Below are 24,318 nucleotides of genomic sequence, written 5' to 3' on the forward strand. Positions count from 1 at the left end.
AGACGAACACGCTTCAGACGAACACGCTTCAGACCAACACCGCTCAGACGAACACCTCCCCCACGAACCCAGACAGAACAACTGCCGGACGACCAGCCTCGCGGCGAGGAGAAGCCCATGCACACCACGGTCGGGATCATCGGCGGCGGCCCCTCCGGGCTGCTGCTCGCCCGTCTGCTGCACAACGCCGGGATCGACAGCGTCGTCCTGGAGCGCCGCGACCGGGCCTATGTGGAGCAGCGGCAGCGCGCCGGCATCCTGGAGCAGGCCACGGCGGACGCGCTGATAGCGGCCGGTGCCGGGGCCCGGCTGGAGCGGGAGGGCATCCCGCACGAGGGCATCGAGCTGCGCTTCGACCGGCGCGCCCACCGGCTCGACTTCCCCGCCCTGACCGGCGGCCGGCGGGTCTGGGTGTACGCGCAGACCGAGGTCGTCAAGGATCTCGTCGCGCTCCATCTGGCCGAGGGCGGACCGCTGCTGTTCGAGGCCGAGGTGCACACCGTGGAGGGGGTGGACGGCACCGGGAGTCCGCTGGTCCGCTACACCCACGAGGGCCGTGAGCAGACCCTCACCTGCGACTACGTCGTCGGCTGCGACGGCTACCACGGAGTGGCCCGCACCGCCCTGCCCGAACGGATCCGCACCACCTACGAGCGCGTCTACCCGTACTCCTGGCTGGGCATCCTCGCGGACGCCGCTCCCGTGTACGACGAGTTGATCTACGCGCACACCGGGCGCGGCTTCGCGCTGGCCAGTATGCGGTCGCCCACGGTGAGCCGGCTCTACCTCCAGGTGCCCAACGGCACGGACCCCGCCGACTGGCCGGACACCCGGATCTGGGACGAGCTGGACGCCCGGTTCGCGATCGACGCGCAGCCGGGCTGGCGGCTGAAGCGGGGCCCGGTCACCGCCAAGTCCGTGCTGCCGATGCGCAGTTCGGTGACCGAGCCGATGTGTCACGGGCGGCTGTTCCTGGCCGGGGACGCGGCGCACATCGTGCCGCCGACCGGTGCGAAGGGGCTGAATCTGGCGGCGGCCGACGTGATCGTGCTGGCCCGCGCCTTCGCCCGGCTGACGGAGACCGGCTCGACCGCGCTGCTGGAGTCGTACTCCGACACCTGTCTGCGGCGGGTGTGGCGGGCCGAGCACTTCTCCTGGTTCATGACCACGACCCTGCACACCGACCCCGGCCAGAGCGGGTTCGAGACCCGGCTCCAGGTGTCCCAGCTCGACCGGGTGGCGTCGTCGCCGTACGCCGCCGCGGAACTGGCCGAGAACTACACGGGGCTCCCGCTGGGTGCGGAGCCGTCCGCTTGAGAGGATGACCGCCGACCACCGCGGGGCGCGACCGAGCCCCCGCCCGGAAGGGGGAAACCCATGCTCACCGGCCTCGTCCTGATCGGCCTGCTCCTGCTCGTCGTCGGCGGATGCGTCTGCGTCGTATGGGCCTCGCGCGGCGGCCCGCGCTGGGTGCGCGGGGTGGCGCGGACGACGCTGCTGGCGGGTGAGGTGGTCAGGAAGCAGGCCCGGTCGAAGGGCTCGTCCCGGTCGGGGTCCAGCGACGGCGAATGACCCACCGGAGGGGAGACGGTGACCGCCCTCCCCCCGGGTCCCTGCCGGATGGCCTCAGGTCAGGGTGTGGGGATCGCAGCAGCCCTCCCGGCGCATCTGGTGGCTGACCTCCAGCCAGTCCGTGGAGGTCCGCGCGCCCGCACCGGTGGCCGTCCCGAACTCGGCTACCAGATCGGCCTGTTCGAACAGCGTCCCGCCGCGCAGCACCGCGACCGTACGGACCAGTGCGGCGAAGTCGGTGAACGGGTCGCCGTCGACGATCGTCAGGTCCGCCAGCTTGCCCCGCTCCAGGCTGCCCAGATCAGCGTCGGCGCCGAACACCCGGGCGGGCAGCAGGGTCGCCGTACGCAGCGCCTGGGCCGGGGTGAGGCCCGCGCGGTGCAGGGCGCGCAGCCCCAGGTGCAGGCTGAGGCCGACCGCGACGAGCGGCTGGTCCGTGCCGAGGGCGACCAGTCCGCCCGCGTCCAGGACCCGCCGGTACACATCGGTCTCCCGGCTCAGCGTGGCGAGCTGGTCCGGCGTCGGCGGGGCCGCGGCCTGCTGCCGGACCAGGGCCACGTCCCAGGGCGGCATCAGCGCGGAGACCCGGGGATCGTCGGCGAGCGCCGGATCGGCGCCGAGCAGCGGCGACGCGGTGAACGGCGTGGCGACCAGGTGGAACGCGGTACCGGAGTAGATCTCGGTGACGTCCTGGTAGGCGTTGCCCCGCGCGGAGGTGGCGTGGCCGTACTCCAGTCGCTGGGTCGCCTGGAGATGGGTCGTCAGGTCCTGCCCGAGCTGGACGCCGGGGCTGCACAGATGGCTGCCGCTGCGCACCCCGAGCTGGTCGTGGCCGAAGGCGGCGGCCTCCCGCATCAGCCAGCCGGGCGCGCGGACGTAGGTCTTGACGAAGTCCCAGTCCAGGGCCCGTGCGCGGGTCAGGGTGCGCTGGAGGCCCTCGCGGGTGCGATGGGCGCGGCCCATGCTGTAGGCGACCCGGGCCCCGTCGAGGAGTTCGCCGGTGGTGAGCAGCCGGGGGCCGGTGAGCACGCCGGCGGCGACCGCCTCGCGCAGCCGGGCCTGTTCGTAGGCGAAGCCGCCGAGGGAGACGGCGGTGGTGATGCCGTACGCGATCTGGAGGGTGGTCTGCCGGCCGCCGTAGGTGGACTGCCAGGGGTGGGTGTGGGCGTCCCACAGGCCGGGGATGACGGTCCGTCCGCTCGCGTCGATCCGGCGGGTGGCGGCGCGTCCGGCGCGGTGCGGGGCGATCTCGGCGATGCGTCCGTCCCGGACGACGAGGTCGATGTCGTCGCGGACCTCGTCGCCGGTGCCGTCCCAGAAGCGGCCCGCGTGGACGACGGTGTCGGCGGGGCGCGGCCTGCGGTAGTCCAGCGGGACACGGACGGTACGGGCCTTGCCGGTGGTGAGGTCGAACAGGCGCAGCCGTCCCGCCGAGAGGTAGAGGAGGAGGCGGGCGTCGGCGGACCAGGACGGGTGGTCGGCGGCCTCGGTGGTGAGGCGGCGGGGCTCGCCGCCGGGGCTGCCGTCGGGGCGGACCGGCAGCAGCCAGAGCGCGGACTCGGCGATCACCGCCATCCAGCGGCCGTCCGGGGACCAGACGGGCCCGGAGTCATGGCGGTCGGAGAGGGAGGTGTGCGGGGCGAGGGCGTGGAGGGCGGCCGTGCCGGTGGTGGTGTCGACGACCCGGATCAGGTTGTAGCCCTCGCGGAAGCGGCGGTTGAGCCGGTTGCGGTCGCAGAACGCCACATACCGGCCGTCCGGGGACCAGCTGGGGCGGCCGGGGAGCCCGCCCGCGCCGAGCGGGGCGGCGAGGACACGTTCGGTGCCGTCGGGCAGGTCGCGGACGACGAGGTTGCCGGACATGTCGAGGCAGGCGAGCCGGGTGCCGTCGGGCGCGAGGGCCGGGAAGACCCGGCCGCCGTCGGCGAGCACGGTCTCGGTGCCGGTGGCGAGGTCGCGGCGGCGCACGGCGAACAGTCCGTCGCGGTCGTCGGCGTAGACCAGGGCCGTGCCGTCGGGCGTCCAGACCGGTGCCAGCACATAGCGGGTGGCGGGGACCTGGAGGACCTTGCGGGGCGGGTGGCCGCCGTGTGTCCCGGCCGTCCACAGCGCGTTGAGCGCGGCGAACGCCACGGTCCGGCCGTCGGGCGCGAGCGCGGGCAGATGCAGCGCCCGCACCGGGCGGGCGCCGGTGCCCTCGAAGTCGTACGTCTTGCCCCGGTAGCGGGGCCGGTCGACCGGCAGGGCGGCGGTGAACGCGATGTCCTCGGGGTCGTCCGGGGTGTCCGGGTCGAGCAGCCGGAACCGGCCGTCCACGCCGAGCAGCAGCCGCCCGCCGTCGCTCCAGCGGGGCGGGGCGGGCAGGACGTCACCGGCGACGGCGACCGGGGCGCCGTCCACCACCAGGGTGCAGGAGGCGGTGGGCGCGGCGGTGGTCCGGAGATAGGCGAGGCGTCCGGTGGGCGAGACGGCGGGGGTCATCAGCTGGGCGCCGGACCGGTCGGTGTGCTCGGCGGCGACCGGCCCGGAGCCGTCGGCGGCGACGGCGGCCACGGTGTCGGCACGCAGGGTGCCGGTACTGGTCACGGCGGCCCGGACGAAGAGCACCCGGGTGCCGTCGGGCGACCAGGTGGGGTCCGCGTCCTCCCACTCGCCCTGCTGCCCGGGACCGTCCTGGCCGGGCCGCCCGGTGAGCCGGGTGACGTCCCCGGTCCGGACGTCGACGGTCCAGATCCGGTACGGGGAGCCGGTGACGGAGTCGCCGCCGCGTTCGGAGGCGAACGCGATCCGGGTGCCGTCCGGCGACCAGGCGGGCGCGCGGTCGTCCCAGGGGCCGTCGGTGAGCTGCCGCAGCCCTGAGCCGTCGGGGCGCAGGGTCCACAGGTGGTATCCGCCGCCGTGGTAGGCGCAGACGACGAGGGAGGCGCCGTCGGGCGCGAACTGCGGCCGGGTCGGTTCGAGCAGGGCGGCGGTGAGCGGTACGGCGGTGCCGCCCTCGCGGGGCACCGACCACAGCACGCTCTGGATCTCGGCGATCAGCCGGTCCCCGGCGGGCGCCAGGGTGGCCGAGCCGCCGGTGGCGCGGGTGAAGGTGAGGGTGGTGGGGGCGGCGGCCGTCGCGCCGGGTTCGGCGGCGGTCGCGGAGCCGCCCGCTCCGGCCAGCGCGGTGGCGACGGAGGCGGTGGCGGTGGTCCGGAGGAATCCGCGCCGGGTGAGGGAGTGGGGCGGCGGCGGGGATGGTGCGGACAGGGGGGAAGTGGAGTCGGAGCTGGCGTCGGGGCGGGCTGCGAAGTCCAAGAGTGCTCCCGGTGCACGGAGTCGAGGTGCCGGAGGGACGAGACCACTGGGGCAACGTACGGCTCCGGGGGCGGTCACGGGTGAGGCGGCGGCGGTTCTCGGCCGATCTGCGCGGGGCGTGGCGGGGGCGCGCGGGGGCGATGGGCGCGGGGTCGGCGACGCGTCGCGGCGTCCGCCGAGGAGAGGCGTTCCACGGCCATTCACGGCGCCATCATCTGCGGACGGTTGCACCTGGCCGGGGCCGAATTACGGTCGGGGAGTCCCCTTTTCCCCCTCATGAGCGAGGTGCCGATGTCCGTACGACGAGTCATGGCCGGTCTGGTGCTGGCCCCGGTGTTCCTGGTGTCCGCCCTGCCCACCGCCGCGCAGGCGGCGCCCCAGGGGAAGGGCGGTGACGGACAGCCGTCGCGCACGGCCCGTTTCGACCTCCAGGCGCACCGCGGCGGCCTCGGGCTGACGACCGAGTCGACGCTGGCGGGCTTCGCCAAGGCGCTGCGGCTCGGGGTGTCCACGCTGGAACTCGACACCCAGGTCACCAAGGACCAGAAGGTCGTCGTCACCCACGACCGGCAGGTCAGCGCGGTGAAGTGCCGGGACACCGGCCCGGTCGCGGCGGGCGACCCGATGTACCCGTACGTCGGGAAGTACGTCAAGGATCTGACGCTCGCCCAGGTCAAGACCCTGGACTGCGGCTACCGGCAACTCCCCGGCCATCCGGACCAGGAGGTAGTCACCGGGGCGCGGATGGCCGAACTGAAGGACGTCCTCGCCCTGGTCAGGAGCTACCGGGCACACCAGGTGAAGCTGAACATCGAGACGAAGGTCGAGGCGGGCGCCCCGGAACAGACCGCGCCGCGTGAGCTGTTCGTCCGCCGGGTCTACGAGGAGATCCGCAGATCCGGCATCCAGGACCAGGTGACGATCCAGTCCTTCGACTGGGGCGCGCTCAAGGAGATGCACCGGCTCGCCCCGAAGTGGCCGCTGGTCGCGCTCACCAACTACGACTTCCTCCAGGTCGGCAAGCCGGGCGCCTCCCCGTGGCTGGGCGGCATAGACGCCGACGACTACGACGGCGACTTCGTGAAGGCCGCCGCCACCGTCAAGGGCGTCAAGACCCTCTCCCCCAACTACGGCTTCCCGCAGAACGGCAAGATCGGCGACCCCGGGTTCCGGTTCTACCCGGACCCGAAGATGATCGCCGACGCCCACGCCAGGGGTCTGAAGGTCGTCCCGTGGACCTGTGACGACCCGGCGACCATCGAGGCGCTGATGGACCTCGGCGTGGACGGCATCATCACCGACTATCCGGACCGGGTCCGGCAGATCATGACCGAGCGCGGCATGAGGCTGCCGAAGCCGTACGGGCCGCGCCGGGCCGGATGACCGTTTCGTTCAAGACCGGGGACGAGGGCCGCGGCTAGCGTCGCGGTCATGGACATGAACGCAGCACCGGGACAGCGGCCCGAGAACCCGCACAGCGTCCAGCTGGCCACGCGGATCGCCCGCAGCGCCGCGGACGTCTACGCCTTCGCGTCGGCCCCGTCCCACATCCCCCTGTGGGCCGCGGGACTGGGCCGCGCGGTGGAGGACGTGGACGGCCGTTGGATCGCCGACTCCCCGATGGGCCGCGTGGAGGTCGTCTTCGTCCCCTTGAACGACTTCGGCGTCCTCGACCATGACGTCACGCTGCCGTCGGGCGAGGTGGTCCACAACCCGGTCCGGGTGATCGCCGACGGCCCCGACGCCGCGGAGGTGGTCTTCACCCTGCGCCGCCGGGAGGGCATGACGGAGGAGGAGTTCCGCCGGGACGAGGCGGCGGTGCGGCGGGATCTGGGGGTGCTGAAGCGGGTGCTGGAGGAGGGGGAGGACCGCGGGGTGCGGGGGGAGCAGGGAGACGGTGGGGTCAGCGGGGTCAGCTGAGGGTCCGTGCAGGGCAGAGCCCCGCCCTCAGACGCCGTCAGGCGTGGTCAGCCGTCGTCAGCCCCTTGTCGCGCCCCGTCCGTCCGCCTAGCCTGCGTTTGTGCCGCTAATAAACAAAGCCCGGTTCCACAACGCCGTGACCGGGCCCCGGACCTCCGACCTCACCCGGCTCCGTGCCGCGCTGACCATCTTCTTCGCCCTGGACGGCTTCCTCTTCGCCGGATGGGTCGTCCGCATCCCCGACATCAAGCACCAGACCGGCGCCTCCGCCGGGTCCCTCGGGCTGGCGCTGCTCGGTGTCTCCGCGGGCGCGGTCGTCACCATGACCCTCACCGGCCGCCTCTGCCGCCGCTTCGGCAGCCATCAGGTCACGGTCGCCTGTGCCGTGCTGCTCTCCCTGAGCATCGTCCTGCCGCCGCTGACCCACTCCGCGCTCGCGCTCGGCCTGGTCCTGCTGGTCTTCGGCGCCGCGTACGGCTCCATCAACGTGGCCTTCAACAGCGCCGCCGTCGATCTCGTCGGCGTGCTGCGGCGGCCCATCATGCCGAGTTTCCACGCCGCGTACAGCCTCGGCGGCATGGCCGGGGCCGGGCTCGGCGCGCTGGTGGCCGGGGTCCTCTCCCCCACCCGGCATCTGCTGGCCCTCGCCGTGACCGGGCTGGTCGTGACCGTGTTCGCGGGCCGGGTCCTGCTGCGTGTCGAGCCCGCCCGGCCCCCGCGACCCGCCGGGGCACCGCGCGAGCGGCGGCCCCTGGACGGCCGTACGCGCCGCCTGGTGCTGGTCTTCGGGCTGATCGCGGCCTGTACGGCGTACGGCGAGGGCGCGATGGCCGACTGGGGCGCCCTCCATCTCGACCAGGACCTGGGCGCCTCGGCGGGACTGGCCGCCGTCGGCTACGCCTGCTTCGCGCTCGCCATGACGATCGGCCGCCTCACCGGCACCACGCTGCTGGAGCGGCTCGGACACACCCGTACGGTCGTCGCCGGGGGCGCCACCGCCGCGCTCGGCATGCTGATCGGCTCCCTGGCCCCGTCCGTGGGGCTCGCGCTGGCCGGTTACGCCGTCACGGGGCTGGGCCTCGCCAATCTCTTCCCGGTCGCCATCGAGCGGGCGGGCGCGCTGGCCGGGCCCGGCGGGGTGGCCGCGGCGTCCACCTTCGGTTACACCGGCATGTTGCTGGGGCCGCCCGCGATCGGTTTCATGGCGGAGTGGTTCTCCCTGACCGCGGCGCTCACCAGCGTCGCCGTCCTCGCCTCGATCGCCGCGCTCATCGGCCTTGTGACACGGGGGGCGATGGTGGTGGCTACGGCGGAGGGGGACCCTGGCGGAGGGAGGGGCTAGGCATGTCCCTTCAAGGCCCCCGTCCGCCGCGTTCCCCCGTCCGCCAGCACGCCGTGGGCGATCAGCTGGGTGAGGGACGCGACCACGGCGTCGTCGTCGGACCAGGCGTCGCCGCCCGGGACGGCATCCTCGTCCGCACCGGCCCGCGCGGGAACGGCGATCTGGCAGAAGCGTTCCATCATGGCGACGATCGCCAGCGCGGTCAGTTCCGTCCCCCGGTCCGGCGCCGGGAGCCTGCGCGCCTCGGCCACATGTGCCGTCCAGATCTCCACCTGGCGGGCGCGCAGCCCCTCCCAGTAGGCGGCGAACTCGGCGCTGACCAGTGACGCCTCGAAGATGCCGGTCATCTCGGCGTGGTGGTCGCGGCTGAGCTGCCAGTAGACGCGGACATGGCGCCGGATGTCGTCGACGCCGTCGAGGGTGTGGCCATGGCCGGAGGTCTCGGCGATCCGTTCGCTGAGGGTGGTGGTGAAGTCGTCGGCGACCGAGCGGAGCAGGTCTTCCTTGTCGGTGAAGTAGCGGTAGAAGACGCCGGCCGACTTGCCCGCCTCGGTGGTGATGTCGGAGACCTTCGCCGCGAGATAGCCCTGCCGTGCGATCACCCGCAGGGCCGCCGCCTTCAGCTCGGCGGCGGACCGCTGCCCCTTGGTCGTCACGGTGCCGGACATCAGCCCACTCCATCCCTCACGACGGTCAGCAGAAAAGTGAAGAGCGCTTCATTTTCTTGGCGCGGATACTCCGCGTCAACCGCGGCCCCTCCTGCCCCACGCCTGTCGCGTGCGGGCGGGCGGGGGGATGGGCTGGTGGGGCGGGCTGGTGGGACGGGCTGGTGAGGCGGGCTGGTGGGGCGGGCTCCTAGCCCGCCTTTCCGCGTGTCCGCGCGCGCGGCAGGACGACCGGCGGAGGGCTCCCAGCCCAACCACCGCGCACGCGGACGCGCCGACTGTCGGGGGCGGGCCCCCGGCCCACTTCACCGCGTGTCCGCGCGTACGGCAGGACGACCGGCGGGGGGGCTCCCAGCCCAACCACCGCGCACGCGGACGCGCCGACTGTCGGGGGCAGGCCCCCAGCCCACTTCACCGCGTGTCCGCGCGTACGGCAGGACGACCGGCGGAGGGCTCCCAGCCCAACCACCGCGCACGCGGACGCACAGGCTGTCGGGAGCAGGCTCCCGGCCCACTTCACCGCGTGTCCGCGCGTGGGCCCGCGCGCCACCGGAACAGTCCCGCAGCGCCCGGTCCGGCAGACTCGCCCCATGGACACCACCCGCTTCCTCACCACCCTCGACCACGAAGGCCGCGCCCTCGCCGTGGCGGCCGAGCGCGCCGGGGCCGACGCCCCGGTCCCGACCTGCCCCGACTGGCAGGTACGGGATCTGCTCCAGCACGTCGGGACCGTCCACCGCTGGGCGGCCGGACTCGTCGCGGACGGCATCCGCGAGCCGCATCGGCCCCCCGCGCCACCGGAGTTCGACGGCGCGGAACTGGTCGCCTGGTACCGGGACGGCCACCGCGTCCTGACCGAGACCCTGACGTCCGCCTCGCCGGACACGGACTGCTGGACCTTTCTGCCCGCCCCCTCGCCGCTGGCGTTCTGGCGGCGGCGCCAGGCGCACGAGACGACCGTCCACCGGTTCGACGCGGAATCCGCGCTGGGCGGGACGCCCTCCCCCATCGCCACCGACTTCGCGGTCGACGGCATCGACGAGCTGCTGCGCGGCTTCCACTCCGGCAAGCGCAGCCGGGTACGCACCCCTGAACCCCGGTTCCTACGGGTCCGCGCCACGGACGCCGACGCCGAGTGGGTCGTACGGCTGTCGCCGGAGCCGCCGGTCGTGACGCGGGTCGGGGACGGGGAGCCCGAGGAGGCCGGGGAGTGCGAGCTGTCGGGCCCCGCGGCCCAGCTGTATCTGGCGTTGTGGAACCGGGTTCCGGTGCCCGCGGTGGCCGGTGACACCGAGCTGGCGCGGCTGTGGCAGGAGACGTCCGGGATCTGAGCGCTCCGGTGGGGCGAGGCTCAGGCCTGACCCGCCGTCAGCATCCTGGCCAGTACCGCGCGCTGTACCGGCAGCACCGCCCCGTGCAGCGCGTGCCCGTCGTCCGTGAGGACGACCCGGACCCCGCGCCGGTCCTCGACGCACATCGCGCGCCGCACCAGCCCGTCCCGTTCGAGGCGGGCGATGAGCCGGGACAGGGCACTCTGGCTGAGGTGGACGCGGTCGGCGATCTCCTGGACGCGGAAGGAGCAGTCGCCGCCCGGAGTATGGGGAGCGGCGCTGTCCGCGAGGACGTCGAGCACCTCGAAGTCACTGGCGCCCAGGCCGTGGACGTGCAGCGCGCGGTCCAGTTCGCACTGGGTCCGGGCGTGCAGCGCGAGGATGTCCCGCCACCGGTCGACGAGCGCCCGCTCGTCCCCGACCTCGCCCCCGGCCCCGGACCCGGCCCCGTCCGCGTCAACGCCGTCCTTCGCCCCGTCTCTCATCACCGGCATGGGCGGCACCGTAGCAGAGAAACATATTTCATTGCATCCACATTAACTTCACTTGCATTCAATGCATGTGCATGTAGTGTCTCCGTCCATGACCTCTCCGCTCGTCAGCTCCTCCCCCTCCGCCGAGGGACGCTGGACTCCCCGACTGTGGGGCACCTTGCTGGTGCTCTGCGCCGCGATGTTCCTCGACGCCCTGGACGTGTCGATGGTCGGCGTCGCCCTGCCGTCCATCGGTGCCGACCTCGGCCTGTCCACCTCGACCCTGCAATGGATCGTCAGCGGCTACATCCTCGGCTACGGCGGTCTGCTGCTGCTCGGTGGCCGCGCCGCCGACCTGCTCGGGCGCCGCGAGGTCTTCCTCATCGCCCTCGGCGTCTTCGCCGTCGCCTCCCTGCTCGGCGGTCTGGTCGACTCCGGCCCGCTGCTGATCGCCAGCCGCTTCATCAAGGGCCTGAGCGCCGCGTTCACCGCGCCCGCCGGTCTGTCGATCATCACCACCACGTTCCCGGAGGGCCCGCTGCGCAACCGGGCCCTGGCCATCTACACCACCTGCGCCGCCACCGGCTTCTCCATGGGCCTGGTCCTGTCCGGATTCCTCACCGAGGCCAGCTGGCGGCTGACCATGCTGCTCCCCGCGCCCATCGCCCTGATCGCGCTGATCGCCGGTCTGAAGCTGCTCCCCCGCAGCCCCCGCTCCCGCGACCACCAGGGCTACGACGTCCCCGGCGCCGTACTCGGCACCGCCTCGATGCTGCTGCTGGTGTTCACCGTCGTCCAGGCGCACGAGGTCGGCTGGGCGTCGGCCCGCACGCTGCTGTCCTTCGCCGTGGTCGCCGTCCTGCTCGCCGCGTTCGTCACGGTCGAGCGGCGCTCGCCCAGCCCCCTGATCCGGCTCGGCGTGCTGCGCTCCGGCAGCCAACTGCGCGCCCAGTTCGGCGCGATGACCCTCTTCGGGTCGTACATCGGATTCCAGTTCCTGGTGACGCTGTACATGCAGACCCTGCTCGGCTGGTCGGCGCTGCACACCGCGCTGGCGTTCCTGCCGTCCGGTGCCGTGGTGGCCCTCTCGGCGACCAAGGTGGGCTCGATCGTCGACCGGTTCGGCACGCCCCGGCTGATCGTGGCGGGCTTCGCCCTGATGACCACCGGCTACGCGCTCTTCCTCGGCATCGACCTCGACCCGGTCTACGCCGCCGCGATCCTGCCCAGCATGCTGCTGATCGGCTCGGCCTTCGCCCTGGTCTTCCCGTCCCTGAACATCCAGGCCACCAACGGCGTCGACGACCACGAGCAGGGCATGGTCTCCGGTCTGCTCAACACCTCCGTCCAGGTCGGCGGCGCCATCTTCCTGGCCATGGTGACGGCGGTGGTGACCGCGGGCGCCCCCGACGACGCCACCCCGCAGGCCGTCCTCGACAGCTACCGGCCCGGTCTGTACCTGGTCACCGGCATCGCCGCCGTCGGACTCCTGCTGTCCCTGTCCGGCCTGAGGTCCCGCACCCGCGGCGGGTCCCTCGTGGTCGCCAAGTCCACCACCCGGGAGACGGAAGCGGAGCGCATCGCGGTCCGCGACTGAGTACGGGGGTACGGGGGTACGGGGGCCGTCTCCAGGTGTGCCCGGCGGGATCGCTTCTCCCGCCGGGCACACGCCTGTGCGAAACTGCCGCCATGAGCACGTACGGGGGCCGGCGCTCACCGGGGGACCGGGACGCCATCACGGTGGAGATCGGATACGCGCTGTTCAGCGCGGCCTTCGCGGCGGCGCTGCTGTTCGGCGCGGTGGCCGGACCGGCGCTGCTGTTCGACCTGCCCCAGTCGCTGGAGCGGCTGCTCCGGCTCGCCGGGACGGTCCTCGCGCCGACGCTGTTCCTGGCGCGGGTGGTGAGCGTGCTGCTCCGTTTCCGCCCCGCGGGGAAGTCGGCGGACCGTACGGACTGATCAGCCGAGCCAGTCCGGACTGATCAGCCGAGCCAACCCGGCCGTACGAGCCCCGACTCATAGGCCAGGACCACCAGTTGCGCCCGGTCGCGGACGCCGAGTTTCACCATGGTGCGGCTGACATGGGTCTTCGCGGTGAGCGGGCTGACGACCAGGCGACGGGCGATCTCGTCGTTGGACAGCCCGATGCCGACCAACGCCATCACCTCCCGCTCCCGCTCGGTCAGCTCCCCGAGCGCACCGACGGCGGCCGGTTCCTTGGACCGGGCGGCGAACTCGGCGATCAGCCGCCGGGTCACCCCGGGCGACAGCAGCGCGTCCCCCGCCACCACCGCCCGCACCGCACGCACCAGTTCCTCCGGTTCGGTGTCCTTGACCAGGAAGCCCGAGGCGCCCGAGCGGATCGCCTCGAAGACATACTCGTCCAGCTCGAAGGTCGTCAGCATGACCACCCTCACCTCCCCCAGCTCCCCGTCACCGGTGATCCGGCGGGTCGCGGCGAGCCCGTCGAGGACCGGCATCCGGATGTCCATCAGGACCACGTCCGGACGCAGTTCACCCACCGAGCGCACCGCCTCCGCCCCGTCGGACGCCTCGGCCACGACCTCGATGTCCGGCTGCGCGTCCAGCAGCGCGCGGAATCCGGCGCGGACGAGGGACTGGTCGTCGGCGAGCAGGACGCGGATCACGGCGCTTCTCCTAGCCGTTGCGGGGACCGGACTGAGGGAACTCACTGGGCTGACGTGACTCACAGGGCTGCCTTGGCTTACTGGACTTACGGGGCTTACCGGGCCGACTGGCCTGACTCGGCCGGCTGGACTCGTTGATCCGGTCACGGCCGAGGTGACCGGCGACGTCCTTCGACTCATCGCGCCCGCCCCTCCACTTCCGCCTCCCCCGGTTCCGCCGTCAACGGCAGGACCGCGAGCACCCGGAACCCCCCGTCCGCGCGGGGTCCCGCCTCGATCGTGCCACCGAGCGCGGCGGCCCGCTCCCGCATCCCGGCCAGCCCGTTCCCACTGCCCCCGGCGTCGGCCCCGGTCGCCGGTCCGTCGTCGTCGATCCGCAGCCGCACCGCGCCCCCGCCGTGCTCCAGCCGCACCCTCGCGTTCCGCGACCCCGAATGCCGTACGACATTGGTGAGCGCCTCCTGGACGATCCGGAACGCGGCGAGATCCGTGCCGGGCGGCAGCCGGGGCGGGCGCCCCTCGACCGTGACCGTGAGCCCGGCGGACGACGCCTGCTCCACCAGCTCGGACAGCCGGTCGAGGCCGGGCGCGGGGGCGCGGGGCGCGTCGCCGGGGGTGCGCAGGGTGTCGAGGACCTGGCGGACCTCGCCCAGCGCCTCCTTGCTCGCCGACTTGATGGTGGTCAGCGCGGTCCGGGCCTGCTCGGGGTCGGAGTCCAGCAGGGCGAGACCGACCCCGGCCTGGACATTGATCACGGAGATGCTGTGCGCGAGGACGTCGTGCAGTTCCTGGGCGATACGCAGCCGCTCCTGGTCGGCGCGTCGCCTGGCCGCCTGGGCGCGCTCGGCGCGTTCCCTGTCCCACTGCTCGCGTCGGACCCGGGTCAGTTCGGCGACCGCCACGATCGCCGCCACCCAGGCCGCGATCACCAGTTCCTGCCCCCAGGGCGCGGATGTGTCGCCGGACGGCGGCAGCCAGCGGTACAACCAGTGGGCGACCAGCAAATGACCGGCCCAGAGCAGCAGGACGGCACCCCAGGCGGCCGTGCGCCGACCGGCGGCCAGCGCGCTGAAGAACCCGAGGGCCACGATGAAGAACACCGGCCCGTACGGGTACCCGGCCCCCAGGTAGACCATCGCCGCCAGCGCGGTCCCGTAGGCGACCAGGACCGGGTGGCGCCTGCGGAGGAGCAGCAGCGCGCAGCCGACCAGCAGCAGAGCGCGGGCGAAGGGGTCCAAGGGGGCGCGTTCGCCCGCCTGGGCATGTGCGGCGAAGTTCGAGCCGACCAGTACGACGACGGTCACCGCGAGCGTGGAACGCCATGGCCAGCGACGGGTGTCCCCCGCCTCGTCCCAGCGGTTCCACCAGGGCGGCCCCTGCCGCCACCACGTCGGCGGGCCCGCCGGGCGCCCGTGCTGCCTGTCCATGCCCGCCACGCTAGACGCCGACGGGCGCCCGTGCCGTCAGCCGGGCGGGGTGATCACCTGTACTCCCACGGAAGTACGGGGGTATATGGGCGTACCGCCCGGCCGAACGCCGAACGCCGAACGCTGGACGCTGGACGCTGGACGCGTTCGGAACGTACGCGGGACACATGAGGGGCGTACGGGCCGGGGTGACTGGCGCCGACGTGGTCGGGACCGTGCCGTGCCGTGCCGGATGCGGGAGACGCGTGCGGACCGCAGACTGCTGTGGAGCGAGCACGCGCACGCTCCACGAGGCCCAGGAGCCGTCATGTCCCCGCATGTGCAGCAGCCCGGCTGGTTCACGGTCCATGTGCTCAACCGCGCGGTCGCCTGGCTGACCGCGCGCGGGGTGAGCGTCTGGGGTTCGCGGGTGCTCGCGGTGCGAGGCCGCAAGAGCGGCGAGTGGCGCACCACGCCGGTGAACCTGCTGACCGTCCGTGGGCGCTACTACCTGGTCGCGCCGCGCGGTCATGTGCAGTGGACCCGGAACATGCGGGCCGCGGGCGGGGGTGAGCTGCGGCTCGGCCGGAACACGGACCGGTTCACCGCGACCGAGGTCGCCGACGACGACAAGCCGCCGCTGCTGCGGGCGTACCTCAGGCGCTGGAAGTCGGAGGTGGGGGCGTTCTTCGAGGGCGTCGGGCCCGAGTCCTCGGACTGGGAGCTGCGGCGGATCGCTCCTGATCATCCGGTCTTCCGGCTGACGTTCGTGAAGTGACGTTCCGAAGCGACGTTCCGAGGTGACGTTCTGGGGTGACGTTCTGGGGTGACGATCCGATCTGAAACGAACTTCTGAACTGAAGTGAGCTTCTGAAGCGCCGGGCATGCCAGGCGAGCCCGTGCTGCTCCGCGCGCGTCCGCCCCTCCGCGCCCGGCGCCTCTCCGCAAGCACCGGGCGTCTGCCCACACCTCCCCGTGCCTCCGCGATGCCACGCCACGCCCCGCCCGTCGCCACGTCAGCCGGGTGAGCCACGTCAGCCGCGTCAGCCGCCGGGCCGCTGCACCTCCGGCTCCGTACCACCGTCCGGCCCGCCGTCCGACCCACCGTCCGACCCGCCGGCGGCCTTCGCGTCGGCGTCCGTCCGGGTCTCGGCGTCGGCCTTCGGCGTGTCCTCCGCCGCCCGCCGGTCCAGCATGGCCAGCGCCCGCTGGGCGAGCGGCCGGCCGCGGACCAGCTCCCCGAGCGAGGTCGCGCCCCGGGTGATGTCCATGAACGCCTTCCAGGCCGGGCGGACGCCCGTCAGCGCCGCGTGGAACAGCCCCGGGCGCCGCTCGAAGATCCGCAGCAGCCGCTTGCCGACGGCCATCTCCACGCCCAGCCCGGCCTTGATGGCGAAGGCGTAGTTGAGGGCCTGGCGGCGGGTGTCCACCGCGTCGTGCGCCTCCGCGATACGGACCGCCCACTCGCCCGCGAGCCGTCCGGAGCGGAGCGCGAAGGAGATGCCCTCGCGGGTCCAGGGCTCCAGCAGCCCCGCCGCGTCGCCGCAGACCAGCACCCGCCCGCGCGACAGCGGCGAGTCGTCGGCCCGGCAGCGGGTCAAGTGTCCTGAGGAGATGCTCGGTTCGAACCCGGCGAGGCCGAGCCGTCCCACGAAGTCCTCCAAGTAGCGCTTGGTGGCGGCGCCCTCGCCCCGCGCGGAGATCACCCCGACCGTGAGGGTGTCGCCCTTGGGGAAGACCCAGCCGTAACTGCCGGGAATCGGGCCCCAGTCGATCAGGACCCGGCCCTTCCAGTCCTCCGCCACGGTGTCCGGGACCGGGATCTCCGCCTCCAGCCCCAGATCCACCTGGTCCAGCTTGACCCCGACATGCGCCCCTATCCGGCTGGCGCTGCCGTCCGCGCCGACCACCGCGCGCGCGAACAGCGTCTCCCCGCCCTGGAGGACCACGGCGACCGTACGCCGGTCCGGGACGGCCGAGCCATGCTGCTCGACCCGCGACACGGTGACCCCCGTCCGCAGCTCGGCGCCCGCCTTCTGTGCGTGCTCGACCAGCTGCTGATCGAATTCCGGTCGATTGATCAGACCGAACAGCATCTGCTTGGACCGCCGGGTGCGGGTGTACCGCCCGTTGTGGGAGAAGGTGACCGCGTGGACCCGGTCGCGCAGCGGCAGTTCGAAGCCGGGGGGCAGCGCGTCGCGCGAGGGGCCGATGATGCCGCCGCCGCACGTCTTGTACCGGGGCAGATCGGCTTTCTCCAGCAACAGCACACGTCGCCCGGCGACCGCCGCCGCATACGCGGCGGAGGCGCCCGCCGGCCCCGCGCCCACCACGACGACGTCCCACACCTGACGCACGTCGTCCGCCGAAGAGTTCTCGCTGCTCACGATGGTCTACTGCTCCCGATCCGCCGCCTGCCGACTGTCCCCCGCATCCTACGACCGTGCCGCCGCAGGCCACTGTGCGAGGATCTGCTGTGTATGCGCCCCGTACAAGGGCGCGCCTGCCCGCGCGGTCCCCGGTCGCCCAGAAGCGCTGCCGGTCCGTGCGCGAAGGCGTGCGGCACCCGGTGGACAGCTGCTTCCCGGCGTCCGCCGACCGCACAGACCCGTTCACCCCGTACAACGTCGCACCCACGAGGAGCGTGCCCATGTCGTCGAATCCGGTCGCCGAGACCGTCGCCTCGCTGATGCCCAGGGCGAAGGCGGAGCTCACCGAGCTGGTGGCCTTCAAGTCGGTGGCGGACTTCGACCAGTTCCCGAAGACCGAGAGCGAGGGCGCCGCGCGGTGGGTCGCCGACGCGCTCGCCGCCGAGGGCTTCCAGGACGTCGCCCTCCTCGACACGCCCGACGGCACCCAGTCGGTCTACGGGTATCTGCCCGGCCCCGAGGGCGCCAGGACCGTGCTCCTGTACGCGCACTACGACGTGCAGCCCCCCTTGGACGAGTCCGCCTGGACCACGCCTCCGTTCGAACTGACCGAGCGTGACGGCCGCTGGTACGGGCGCGGTGCCGCCGACTGCAAGGGCGGTGTCGTCATGCACCTGCTGGCGCTGCGCGCGCTCAAGGCGAACGGTGGCGTCCCAGTGCACGTCAAGGTGATCGCCGAGGGCTCGGAGGAGATGGGCACCGGCGGTCTGGAGCGGTACGCCGAGGCGCACCCGGACCTGCTCACCGCCGACACCATCGTCATCGGCGACGCCGGGAACTTCCGGGTCGGCCTGCCGACGGTCACCACCACCCTGCGCGGCATGACCATGGTCCGGGTCTCGGTGGACACCCTCGAAGGCAATCTGCACTCCGGCCAGTTCGGCGGCGCCGCCCCGGACGCGCTGGCCGCCCTGATCCGCGTCCTCGACTCGCTCCGCGCGGAGGACGGCTCCACGACCGTCGACGGACTGCCCGCCGGTTCCGGCTGGGAGGGCCTCCAGTACGACGAGGGCCAGTTCCGTACGGACGCCAAGGTGCTGGACGGGGTGGAGCTGATCGGGTCGGGCACGGTCGCCGACCGCATCTGGGCGCGCCCGGCCGTCACGGTGCTCGGCATCGACTGCCCGCCGGTCGTCGGCGCCACGCCGTCGGTGCAGGCGAGCGCCCGCGCGCTGGTGAGCCTCAGGGTGCCGCCGGGCGTGGACGCCGCCGAGGCCACCAAGCTGCTCCAGGCCCACCTGGAGGCGCACACGCCGTGGGGCGCCCGGGTGTCCAGCGCGCAGGTCGGCCAGGGCCAGCCGTTCCGCGCCGACCCGACGAGCCCGGCGTACCAGGCCATGGCCGAGGCGATGGCCGTCGCCTACCCGGGCCAGGAGATGCAGTACGCGGGGCAGGGCGGCTCGATCCCGCTGTGCAACACCCTCGCCGCGCTCTACCCCGAGGCCGAGATCCTGCTGATCGGCCTCAGCGAGCCGGAGGCCCAGATCCACGCCGTCAACGAAAGCGTGTCCCCGGAGGAACTGGAACGCCTCGCGGTGACCGAGGCCCTGTTCCTGCGCAACTACGCGACGAACTGACGGCCACATCCGCGCGGTTCCGGGTACGGGAGCGGGTGCCGCGCGGGTGCGGAGTACGGGTACGGGCGCCGCGCGGGTGCCGGGAACGGAAGCGGGTGCCGCGCGGGTGCGGGGTGCAAGGGCGAGCGCCGCGCGGGTACGGATACCGGACCAGGCACCGCGCGGTCAGGGTTACGGATATGGGAAGGGCACCGCGCGGTACAGCCCTGCCACCGCGCGACCATCAACACGAACGCCCCGGCGAGGCACTCTGACGGAACGCGCTGACCGTCACGGAACCGGACACCGCGCGGTCACGGGTACGGGACCAGGCGCCGCGCGGACATAGTCACGGGTACGGGACCGGGCGCCCATGGCCCTCGGCGCCTCACCGATGAGCCCGGGGCTCAAGCCCCCGCCCCCTCCCAAACGGCGGCCCCTCACCCCTCCCCGGCGCCCTGCGCTCCCCCGCCCACCGGGACCCCTGCCTCCAGATACAGCGCCGAGCCCCGCTCCCGGGCTCTGAGGGCCCACCTGAGGCGTTCGTAGCGCACGGGCGGCAGCAGCCGGGCCGCCTCGGTCTCGGAGACGAAGCGGCAGCCGCGCAGTTCGGGGCCCGGCAGCAGCAGCCGCGCGGCGCGGGCGGTGTCGAGCCGGCCGCCGTCGAAGAGCATCCGCAGTCCGCCGTACCCGGGCGGCGCGGGCGGTTCCCAGTCGACGACCAGCAGCCGGGGGACGTCGTCGAGGCGGACGCCGGTCTCCTCTGCGACCTCGCGCATCCCCGCGCGGGCGGGCGCCTCGCCGGGTTCCACGACCCCGCCGGGGAACTCCCAGCCGGGCTTGTAGGTGGGGTCGACCAGCAGCACCCGGTCCCGCTCGTCGAAGAGGAGCACACCGGACGCGACGGTCTCGGCGGTGGGTTCGGGGGTCTGCACGATGTCGCACGGCGGCACGTCCCCCGCGCCCACGGCCTCGGTGATCCGGGCGGCGGCCTCCTGGGGAGTGAGCGAACCGTTGTCGATCGGATGTGCGTCACCACCCAGCCATGCGGCGAAAGCGGTCTTGAACGGATCGATCTGATCGAACGACCATTGCCGGATGCGTATCTCGCCGTCCGGGAGGTCGGGCGGGACCTCGCGCTGCGATATTCGCTCGCGCAGTATCGTTTCGGCCGGAGTGAGCACCAGATGCCGTACGGCGATCCGGCGGGCGGCGAGGCCACCGAAGATCTCGTCGCGGTAGTCCTGGCGGAGCAGGGTCATGGGCACCACGAGCGTGCCGCCCAGTTCGGCGAGCATCGCGGCGGCGCTGTCGATCACCATCCGGCGCCAGATCGGCAGGTCCTGGAAGTCGCCGACCTCGGCGAGGTGCTTGGCCGGCAGGAGATGCGTGAGTGCGGCGCCGATGACCTCGGGGTCGAAAAGCGTGCAGTTCGGGATCAGTTCGATCAGTTCCCGTGCGGTCGTGGTCTTCCCCGCACCGAACGCGCCGTTGATCCAGACGACGGTCACGTTTCCCCCTCTTCGGTTGGCCCCCTGTGGCTTGCCCGCTCCACCCTGCCACGGAAACCAGCTCCAGTTGAGGGCGGGTGACCGTGAGCGGAGCGGCGGGAGACACACCTTGGCGCCGGTCCCCGTCGCTCGGGGACCGGCGCCAAGGCGCTGGATCGGCGGGCCGCCGGTCACTCCTGGTGGCCGCCACCGCCCAGCGCGTTCTCGTCCACGGCCAGGCTGTCGCTGGCGATGGTGTGGTCGATGGCGCTCAGGGTGCCGTTCACATCGATGTCGGTCAGTGCGTCGCCGAGCCCGTGGGACGGGGTGACGGCGGCGACGACGAATCCGGTGGCGAGGGAGGCGATGGCCAGCATGCTGCGCTTCTTCATGCCCCGCCCAACTCCCCGAGCGGTACGGGGGTCACGGCCCTGGGCCGGACGAGTGCGCGGACCGGGCTCACATGACCCGGCTGGAGCGCCGGGCCCACATGACCCGGCTGGGCCGTCCCACACAGGGAGGCCCCTCTGAACCACCCCAACAAAATCAAACAGACTCAGCCACACACCTTCCAACAGACTTCGACACGCCCTACCGTGACGCACCAATGGCATGAGCATGCAGTCATCCCATCTTTCGTGCGCCGGGAGGAACGCCATGACGCGTCGTCCGCACCACCGAACGACCCGCCACAGAGTCGCCGGACTGCTCACGGCCGCGACGCTGTGCCTTGCGGGAATCACCGCTCCGCCAGCCCTGGCGGCCACCGGCACGGCCGCCGCCCCAGCCCTCGCCGACACCCAGGCCGCCCCCTTGCCCGCGCCCGCCCCGCAGGACGGTCTGGCCCTCACTCCTCCGATGGGTTTCAACAACTGGAACTCCACCCACTGCCGCGCCGAGTTCAACGAGGCGATGGTCAAGGGGATCGCCGACATCTTCGTGGAGAAGGGCCTCAAGGACGCCGGATACGAGTACGTCAACCTGGACGACTGCTGGGCGCTGCCCGAGCGCGGCGCCGACGGCAAGCTGGTGCCCGACCCGGTCCGCTTCCCGAACGGCATCAAGGCCGTGGCGGACTATGTGCACGCGCGCGGGCTGAAGCTCGGCATCTACACCAGCGCGGGCACCAAGACCTGCAACGAGGCCGGATTCCCGGGCTCGCTCGGCCATGAGTACAGCGACGCCCGGCAGTTCGCCGAGTGGGGCGTGGACTACCTCAAGTACGACAACTGCAACAACCAGGGCATCGACGCGATCCAGCGCTACACCACCATGCGGGACGCGCTGCGGGACGCCACCGCGACGACCGGCCGCCCCATCGTCTACAGCATCTGCGAGTGGGGCGAGAACAAGCCCTGGGAGTGGGCGGCCGAGCTGGGTCAGCTGTGGCGCACCACCGGCGACATCAGCGACGACTGGGGCTCGATGCTCGCCATCATGAAGCGGAACCTGCCGCTCGCCGAGCACGCCGGGCCCGGTCGCTGGAACGACCCGGACATGCTGGAGGTCGGCAACGGCGGCATGACCGACACCGAGTACCGCACCCACTTCTCGATGTGGTCGGTCATGGCCGCGCCGCTGCTCATCGGCAGCGATCTGCGCACGGCGTCCGACGACACCTTCGAGATCCTCGGCAACCGTGAGGTCATCGCGGTCGACCAGGACCCCCTGGGCCGACAGGGCACGGTCGTCTCCTCCGAGGGCGGACGCTGGGTGGTCGCCAAGGAGATGCGGGACGGCAGCCGCGCGGTGGCCCTGTTCAACGAGACCTCCAGCCCGCAGCGCATCGCCACCAGCGCGAAGGCGGTCGGCCTGCCCGCCGCCTCCGGGTACAGCAGCCGCGATCTGTGGGAACACCGCACCTACAACACGGCGGGCACGCTCGCGGCGACCGTCCCCGCCCACGGCACCGTCCTGCTCCGGGTCCGGGCGGACTCCCGCTGGGCCCAGTACCCGCCGGCCGTCGAGTACGGCCCGGACGGCCGCTCCCTGGTCGAGGCCGGCTGGCCCGCCGCCCTGGACACCCATCTCACGACCGTCGGCCGCACCCCGGCCCAGCACGTCTCCCTGACCCTGACCGGCCCCGAGGGCTGGACCGTCCGCGCCGCCTCCCCCAGCACCGCCCGCTCCCTGCCGACCGGCCGCACCCTCGCCACCCGCTGGAAGGTCACCCCGCCCGCACACGCCGAACCGGGCTCATACGGGCTCACTCTGCGCGCCGAGTACCGCGCGCCCGGCGGTCAACGCGTCCGCACCGAGCAGCCGGTGACCGCCACCGTGGCCGTCGCCCCGCCCCAAGGCACCTCGTACCTGAGCGACCTGCCCTGGCTGAGGTCCACGAACGGCTGGGGACCGGTCGAACGCGACACGAGCAACGGCGAGCAGGCGGCGGGCGACGGCACCCCGCTCACCATCGAGGGCACGGTGTACGCGAAGGGGCTCGGCGTGCACGCCGAGAGCGAGATCGAGTACTACACGGGCGGCCACTGCACGTCCGTGACCGCCCAGGTCGGCGTCGACGACGAGGAAGTCGACTCGGGCACCGTCGCCTTCCAGATCTGGGCGGACGGCCGTCTCGCCGCCTCCAGCGGCGTCCTCACCACGTCGATGCCCGCCCAGCCGCTGAGCGCGGACGTGAGCGGTGCGAGCACGGTCCGTCTGGTCGTCACCGACGGCGGCGACGGCATCACCTCGGACCACGGGGACTGGGCGGACGCCCGATGGAACTGCTGAGCACGCCCCTGACCGGACGATCAGACGAACGAACCATCATCACGATCTGATCGTTCGATCAGAAACAATCCCCGACAGCACGATCACCCACACCGACCGGGTATGAGCGTTCGCACCGAACCGCTCATACCCGGCAAGCAACCCCGGATGCACCCCACGGCCGCGCACCACGAAGGGCGCGCCGCGGACACACACCTCAGACACACATCACGGACGTACACCTCAGACGCACACCTCAGACGTGCATCGCGGCCGTACATCACGGCCGTACACACGGACCCCGCCTCACACCCCCGCCACCGTCGGGTCCGAGCGCCGCGCCAGCACGGCCGCCGCCGCCCCCACCAGCCCCGCGTCCGTCCCCATCTGCGCCGGTACCACCGTCAGCCGCTGGACGAAGGACAGCGTGGCGTACGCGCCGAGCGCCTCGCGGAGCGGATCGAGCAGCACCGGTCCCGCCTTGCCGACCCCGCCGCCCACCACGGCGATGTCGATCTCGACCAGCGTCGCGGTGGCCGCGATCCCGGCGGCCAGGGCCTGCGCGGCCCGCTCGAAGGACGCGAGGGCCACCGGGTCGCCCGCGCGGGCGGCGGCGGCCACCGCGGCGGCGGAGGCATCACCGTCCGGACCCGGCCGCCAGCCGCGCTCCAGCGCCCGCCGGGCGATGTTCGGACCGCTGGCGATCCGCTCGACGCATCCGCGCGAACCGCACGGGCACGGGTCGCCGTCGAGGTCCACGCTGATGTGGCCGATGTGCCCGGCGTTCCCGGTCGGCCCCGGATGCAGCCGCCCGTTCAGGACCAGGCCGCCGCCGACGCCGGTGGAGACGACCATGCACAGGGCGTTGTCATGGCCGCGTGCCGCGCCCTGCCAGTGCTCGGCGGCGGTGATCGCCACGCCGTCGCCGATCAGCTCGACCGGCAGTCCGCCGATCGCTTCCCGGACCCGGTGGACGAGCGGATAGTCGCGCCAGCCAGGAACGTTCACCGGGCTGACGGTCCCGGCGGAGGCGTCCACCGGGCCCGCGCTGCCGATGCCGAGGGCGCTCGCCCGGACCCAGAGGGGGGAAGCGGTGAGTTCCCGGAGCACCTCCTCCACGGCTCCCATCACCGTGTCGCCGTGCTCCTGCGCGGGTGTCGCGCGCTGCGCCCGCGTCACGATCGTGCCGTGGCCGTCCACCAGCGCTCCGGCGATCTTGGTACCGCCGATGTCGAGAGCTGCCACGAGGTCGGTGTGCATCAGAGTCGGATCTCCCCGTCAACCAAGGTCGGTCTCCCCGCGGGGCTGCGGGGAATGGGCAGGCCGGTCCAGCGGTGGGGCGCGCGGGCCGAAGATTGCGATGGACAGTCTCCCCTGCCTCTGACAACGTTGTCCAGGGCCTATGCTCGACGCCACATCCTCAAATGCCCCGATGCGCCACGCATCACCGTGGACCACAGGAACAGGACACCACATC

The 24,318-nt window shown here is 72.9% G+C and carries 20 protein-coding genes; 11 read left to right on the forward strand and 9 right to left on the reverse strand.

What is annotated here, in order from left to right; genetic code table 11:
- The first annotated feature begins 117 nt into the window (after window positions 1-117).
- Together AB0D49_RS23395 and AB0D49_RS23400 are read left to right on the forward strand one after the other, a co-directional pair.
- A complete protein-coding gene (locus tag AB0D49_RS23395; RefSeq protein WP_362760546.1) occupies window positions 118-1,317 on the forward strand; it encodes a 4-hydroxybenzoate 3-monooxygenase in 1,200 nt (399 codons plus the stop codon).
- 60 nt (window positions 1,318-1,377) lie between these two features.
- Window positions 1,378-1,572, forward strand: coding sequence for a hypothetical protein (locus AB0D49_RS23400; protein ID WP_362760549.1), 195 nt, complete (start codon window positions 1,378-1,380; stop codon window positions 1,570-1,572).
- A 54-nt stretch (window positions 1,573-1,626) separates the two neighbouring features.
- Here AB0D49_RS23400 and AB0D49_RS23405 read toward each other — a convergent pair whose 3' ends face one another.
- Entirely contained in the window at window positions 1,627-4,821 is a 3,195-nt protein-coding gene (locus AB0D49_RS23405) for an amidohydrolase family protein (RefSeq protein WP_362760867.1), read from the reverse strand.
- Window positions 4,822-5,160: 339 nt separating this feature from the next.
- On the opposite strand from AB0D49_RS23405, the gene AB0D49_RS23410 reads away from it, so the two are divergent.
- The 3 genes from AB0D49_RS23410 (at window position 5,161) to AB0D49_RS23420 (ending at window position 8,131) form a co-directional block, all read left to right on the forward strand.
- Window positions 5,161-6,252, forward strand: a complete 1,092-nt coding sequence (locus tag AB0D49_RS23410; RefSeq protein WP_362760869.1) for a glycerophosphodiester phosphodiesterase family protein — start codon at window positions 5,161-5,163, stop codon at window positions 6,250-6,252.
- Between the two features lie 54 nt (window positions 6,253-6,306).
- On the forward strand, window positions 6,307-6,789 hold the full coding sequence (locus AB0D49_RS23415; protein ID WP_362760871.1) for an SRPBCC family protein: 483 nt from the start codon (window positions 6,307-6,309) through the stop codon (window positions 6,787-6,789).
- Between the two features lie 136 nt (window positions 6,790-6,925).
- Window positions 6,926-8,131 (forward strand): MFS transporter, encoded by a 1,206-nt coding sequence (locus AB0D49_RS23420; protein WP_362760552.1) that lies wholly within the window; start codon window positions 6,926-6,928, stop codon window positions 8,129-8,131.
- Here AB0D49_RS23420 and AB0D49_RS23425 read toward each other — a convergent pair.
- On the reverse strand, window positions 8,128-8,799 hold the full coding sequence (locus AB0D49_RS23425; RefSeq protein ID WP_362760554.1) for a TetR family transcriptional regulator: 672 nt from the start codon (window positions 8,797-8,799) through the stop codon (window positions 8,128-8,130). The genes AB0D49_RS23420 and AB0D49_RS23425 overlap by 4 nt on opposite strands.
- Before the next feature lie 587 nt (window positions 8,800-9,386).
- Between AB0D49_RS23425 and AB0D49_RS23430 the strand changes: the two genes are divergently transcribed.
- On the forward strand, window positions 9,387-10,127 hold the full coding sequence (locus AB0D49_RS23430) for a maleylpyruvate isomerase family mycothiol-dependent enzyme (RefSeq protein ID WP_362760557.1): 741 nt from the start codon (window positions 9,387-9,389) through the stop codon (window positions 10,125-10,127).
- 20 nt (window positions 10,128-10,147) lie between these two features.
- On the opposite strand, the gene AB0D49_RS23435 is transcribed toward AB0D49_RS23430, so the two are convergent.
- Entirely contained in the window at window positions 10,148-10,621 is a 474-nt protein-coding gene (locus AB0D49_RS23435) for a MarR family transcriptional regulator (protein WP_362760560.1), read from the reverse strand.
- A gap of 88 nt (window positions 10,622-10,709) precedes the next feature.
- Between AB0D49_RS23435 and AB0D49_RS23440 the strand changes: the two genes are divergently transcribed.
- Both AB0D49_RS23440 and AB0D49_RS23445 read left to right on the forward strand, forming a co-directional pair.
- Window positions 10,710-12,197 (forward strand): MFS transporter, encoded by a 1,488-nt coding sequence (locus AB0D49_RS23440; protein ID WP_362760563.1) that lies wholly within the window; start codon window positions 10,710-10,712, stop codon window positions 12,195-12,197.
- Between the two features lie 92 nt (window positions 12,198-12,289).
- On the forward strand, window positions 12,290-12,559 hold the full coding sequence (locus AB0D49_RS23445) for a DUF6332 family protein (RefSeq protein ID WP_362760566.1): 270 nt from the start codon (window positions 12,290-12,292) through the stop codon (window positions 12,557-12,559).
- A gap of 23 nt (window positions 12,560-12,582) precedes the next feature.
- Here AB0D49_RS23445 and AB0D49_RS23450 read toward each other — a convergent pair whose 3' ends face one another.
- Together AB0D49_RS23450 and AB0D49_RS23455 are read right to left on the reverse strand one after the other, a co-directional pair.
- Complete coding sequence (locus AB0D49_RS23450; RefSeq protein ID WP_362760569.1) at window positions 12,583-13,248, reverse strand: response regulator transcription factor; 666 nt, start codon at window positions 13,246-13,248, stop codon at window positions 12,583-12,585.
- A gap of 176 nt (window positions 13,249-13,424) precedes the next feature.
- Window positions 13,425-14,675: a sensor histidine kinase gene (locus AB0D49_RS23455; protein ID WP_362760572.1), complete on the reverse strand. Its 1,251-nt coding sequence runs from the start codon at window positions 14,673-14,675 to the stop codon at window positions 13,425-13,427.
- Window positions 14,676-14,982: 307 nt separating this feature from the next.
- Here AB0D49_RS23455 and AB0D49_RS23460 point away from each other — a divergent pair, with 307 nt between their 5' ends.
- Window positions 14,983-15,432, forward strand: coding sequence for a nitroreductase family deazaflavin-dependent oxidoreductase (locus AB0D49_RS23460; RefSeq protein ID WP_362760575.1), 450 nt, complete (start codon window positions 14,983-14,985; stop codon window positions 15,430-15,432).
- A 265-nt stretch (window positions 15,433-15,697) separates the two neighbouring features.
- Here AB0D49_RS23460 and AB0D49_RS23465 read toward each other — a convergent pair whose 3' ends face one another.
- Window positions 15,698-17,041 carry a geranylgeranyl reductase family protein gene (locus AB0D49_RS23465; protein ID WP_362760578.1) on the reverse strand — a complete coding sequence of 448 codons (1,344 nt, stop codon included), beginning with the start codon at window positions 17,039-17,041 and terminating at the stop codon, window positions 15,698-15,700.
- Between the two features lie 263 nt (window positions 17,042-17,304).
- On the opposite strand from AB0D49_RS23465, the gene AB0D49_RS23470 reads away from it, so the two are divergent.
- Window positions 17,305-18,660: a dipeptidase gene (locus AB0D49_RS23470; RefSeq protein WP_362760581.1), complete on the forward strand. Its 1,356-nt coding sequence runs from the start codon at window positions 17,305-17,307 to the stop codon at window positions 18,658-18,660.
- Window positions 18,661-19,079: 419 nt separating this feature from the next.
- Here the strand turns inward: AB0D49_RS23470 and AB0D49_RS23475 are convergent, their stop codons facing one another.
- Both AB0D49_RS23475 and AB0D49_RS23480 read right to left on the reverse strand, forming a co-directional pair.
- Window positions 19,080-20,150 (reverse strand): NUDIX domain-containing protein, encoded by a 1,071-nt coding sequence (locus AB0D49_RS23475; protein WP_362760584.1) that lies wholly within the window; start codon window positions 20,148-20,150, stop codon window positions 19,080-19,082.
- Window positions 20,151-20,320: 170 nt separating this feature from the next.
- Window positions 20,321-20,521: a hypothetical protein gene (locus AB0D49_RS23480; RefSeq protein ID WP_362760587.1), complete on the reverse strand. Its 201-nt coding sequence runs from the start codon at window positions 20,519-20,521 to the stop codon at window positions 20,321-20,323.
- 265 nt (window positions 20,522-20,786) lie between these two features.
- Between AB0D49_RS23480 and AB0D49_RS23485 the strand changes: the two genes are divergently transcribed.
- The gene (locus AB0D49_RS23485) at window positions 20,787-22,862 is read left to right on the forward strand and encodes an NPCBM/NEW2 domain-containing protein (RefSeq protein WP_362760590.1); all 2,076 of its coding nucleotides are present in this window, start codon (window positions 20,787-20,789) and stop codon (window positions 22,860-22,862) included.
- Between the two features lie 285 nt (window positions 22,863-23,147).
- On the opposite strand, the gene AB0D49_RS23490 is transcribed toward AB0D49_RS23485, so the two are convergent.
- Window positions 23,148-24,101 (reverse strand): ROK family protein, encoded by a 954-nt coding sequence (locus AB0D49_RS23490; protein ID WP_362760593.1) that lies wholly within the window; start codon window positions 24,099-24,101, stop codon window positions 23,148-23,150.
- Window positions 24,102-24,318: the final 217 nt, after the last annotated feature.

The organism is Streptomyces sp. NPDC048290, from assembly GCF_040652095.1.
GTDB lineage: Bacteria > Actinomycetota > Actinomycetes > Streptomycetales > Streptomycetaceae > Streptomyces.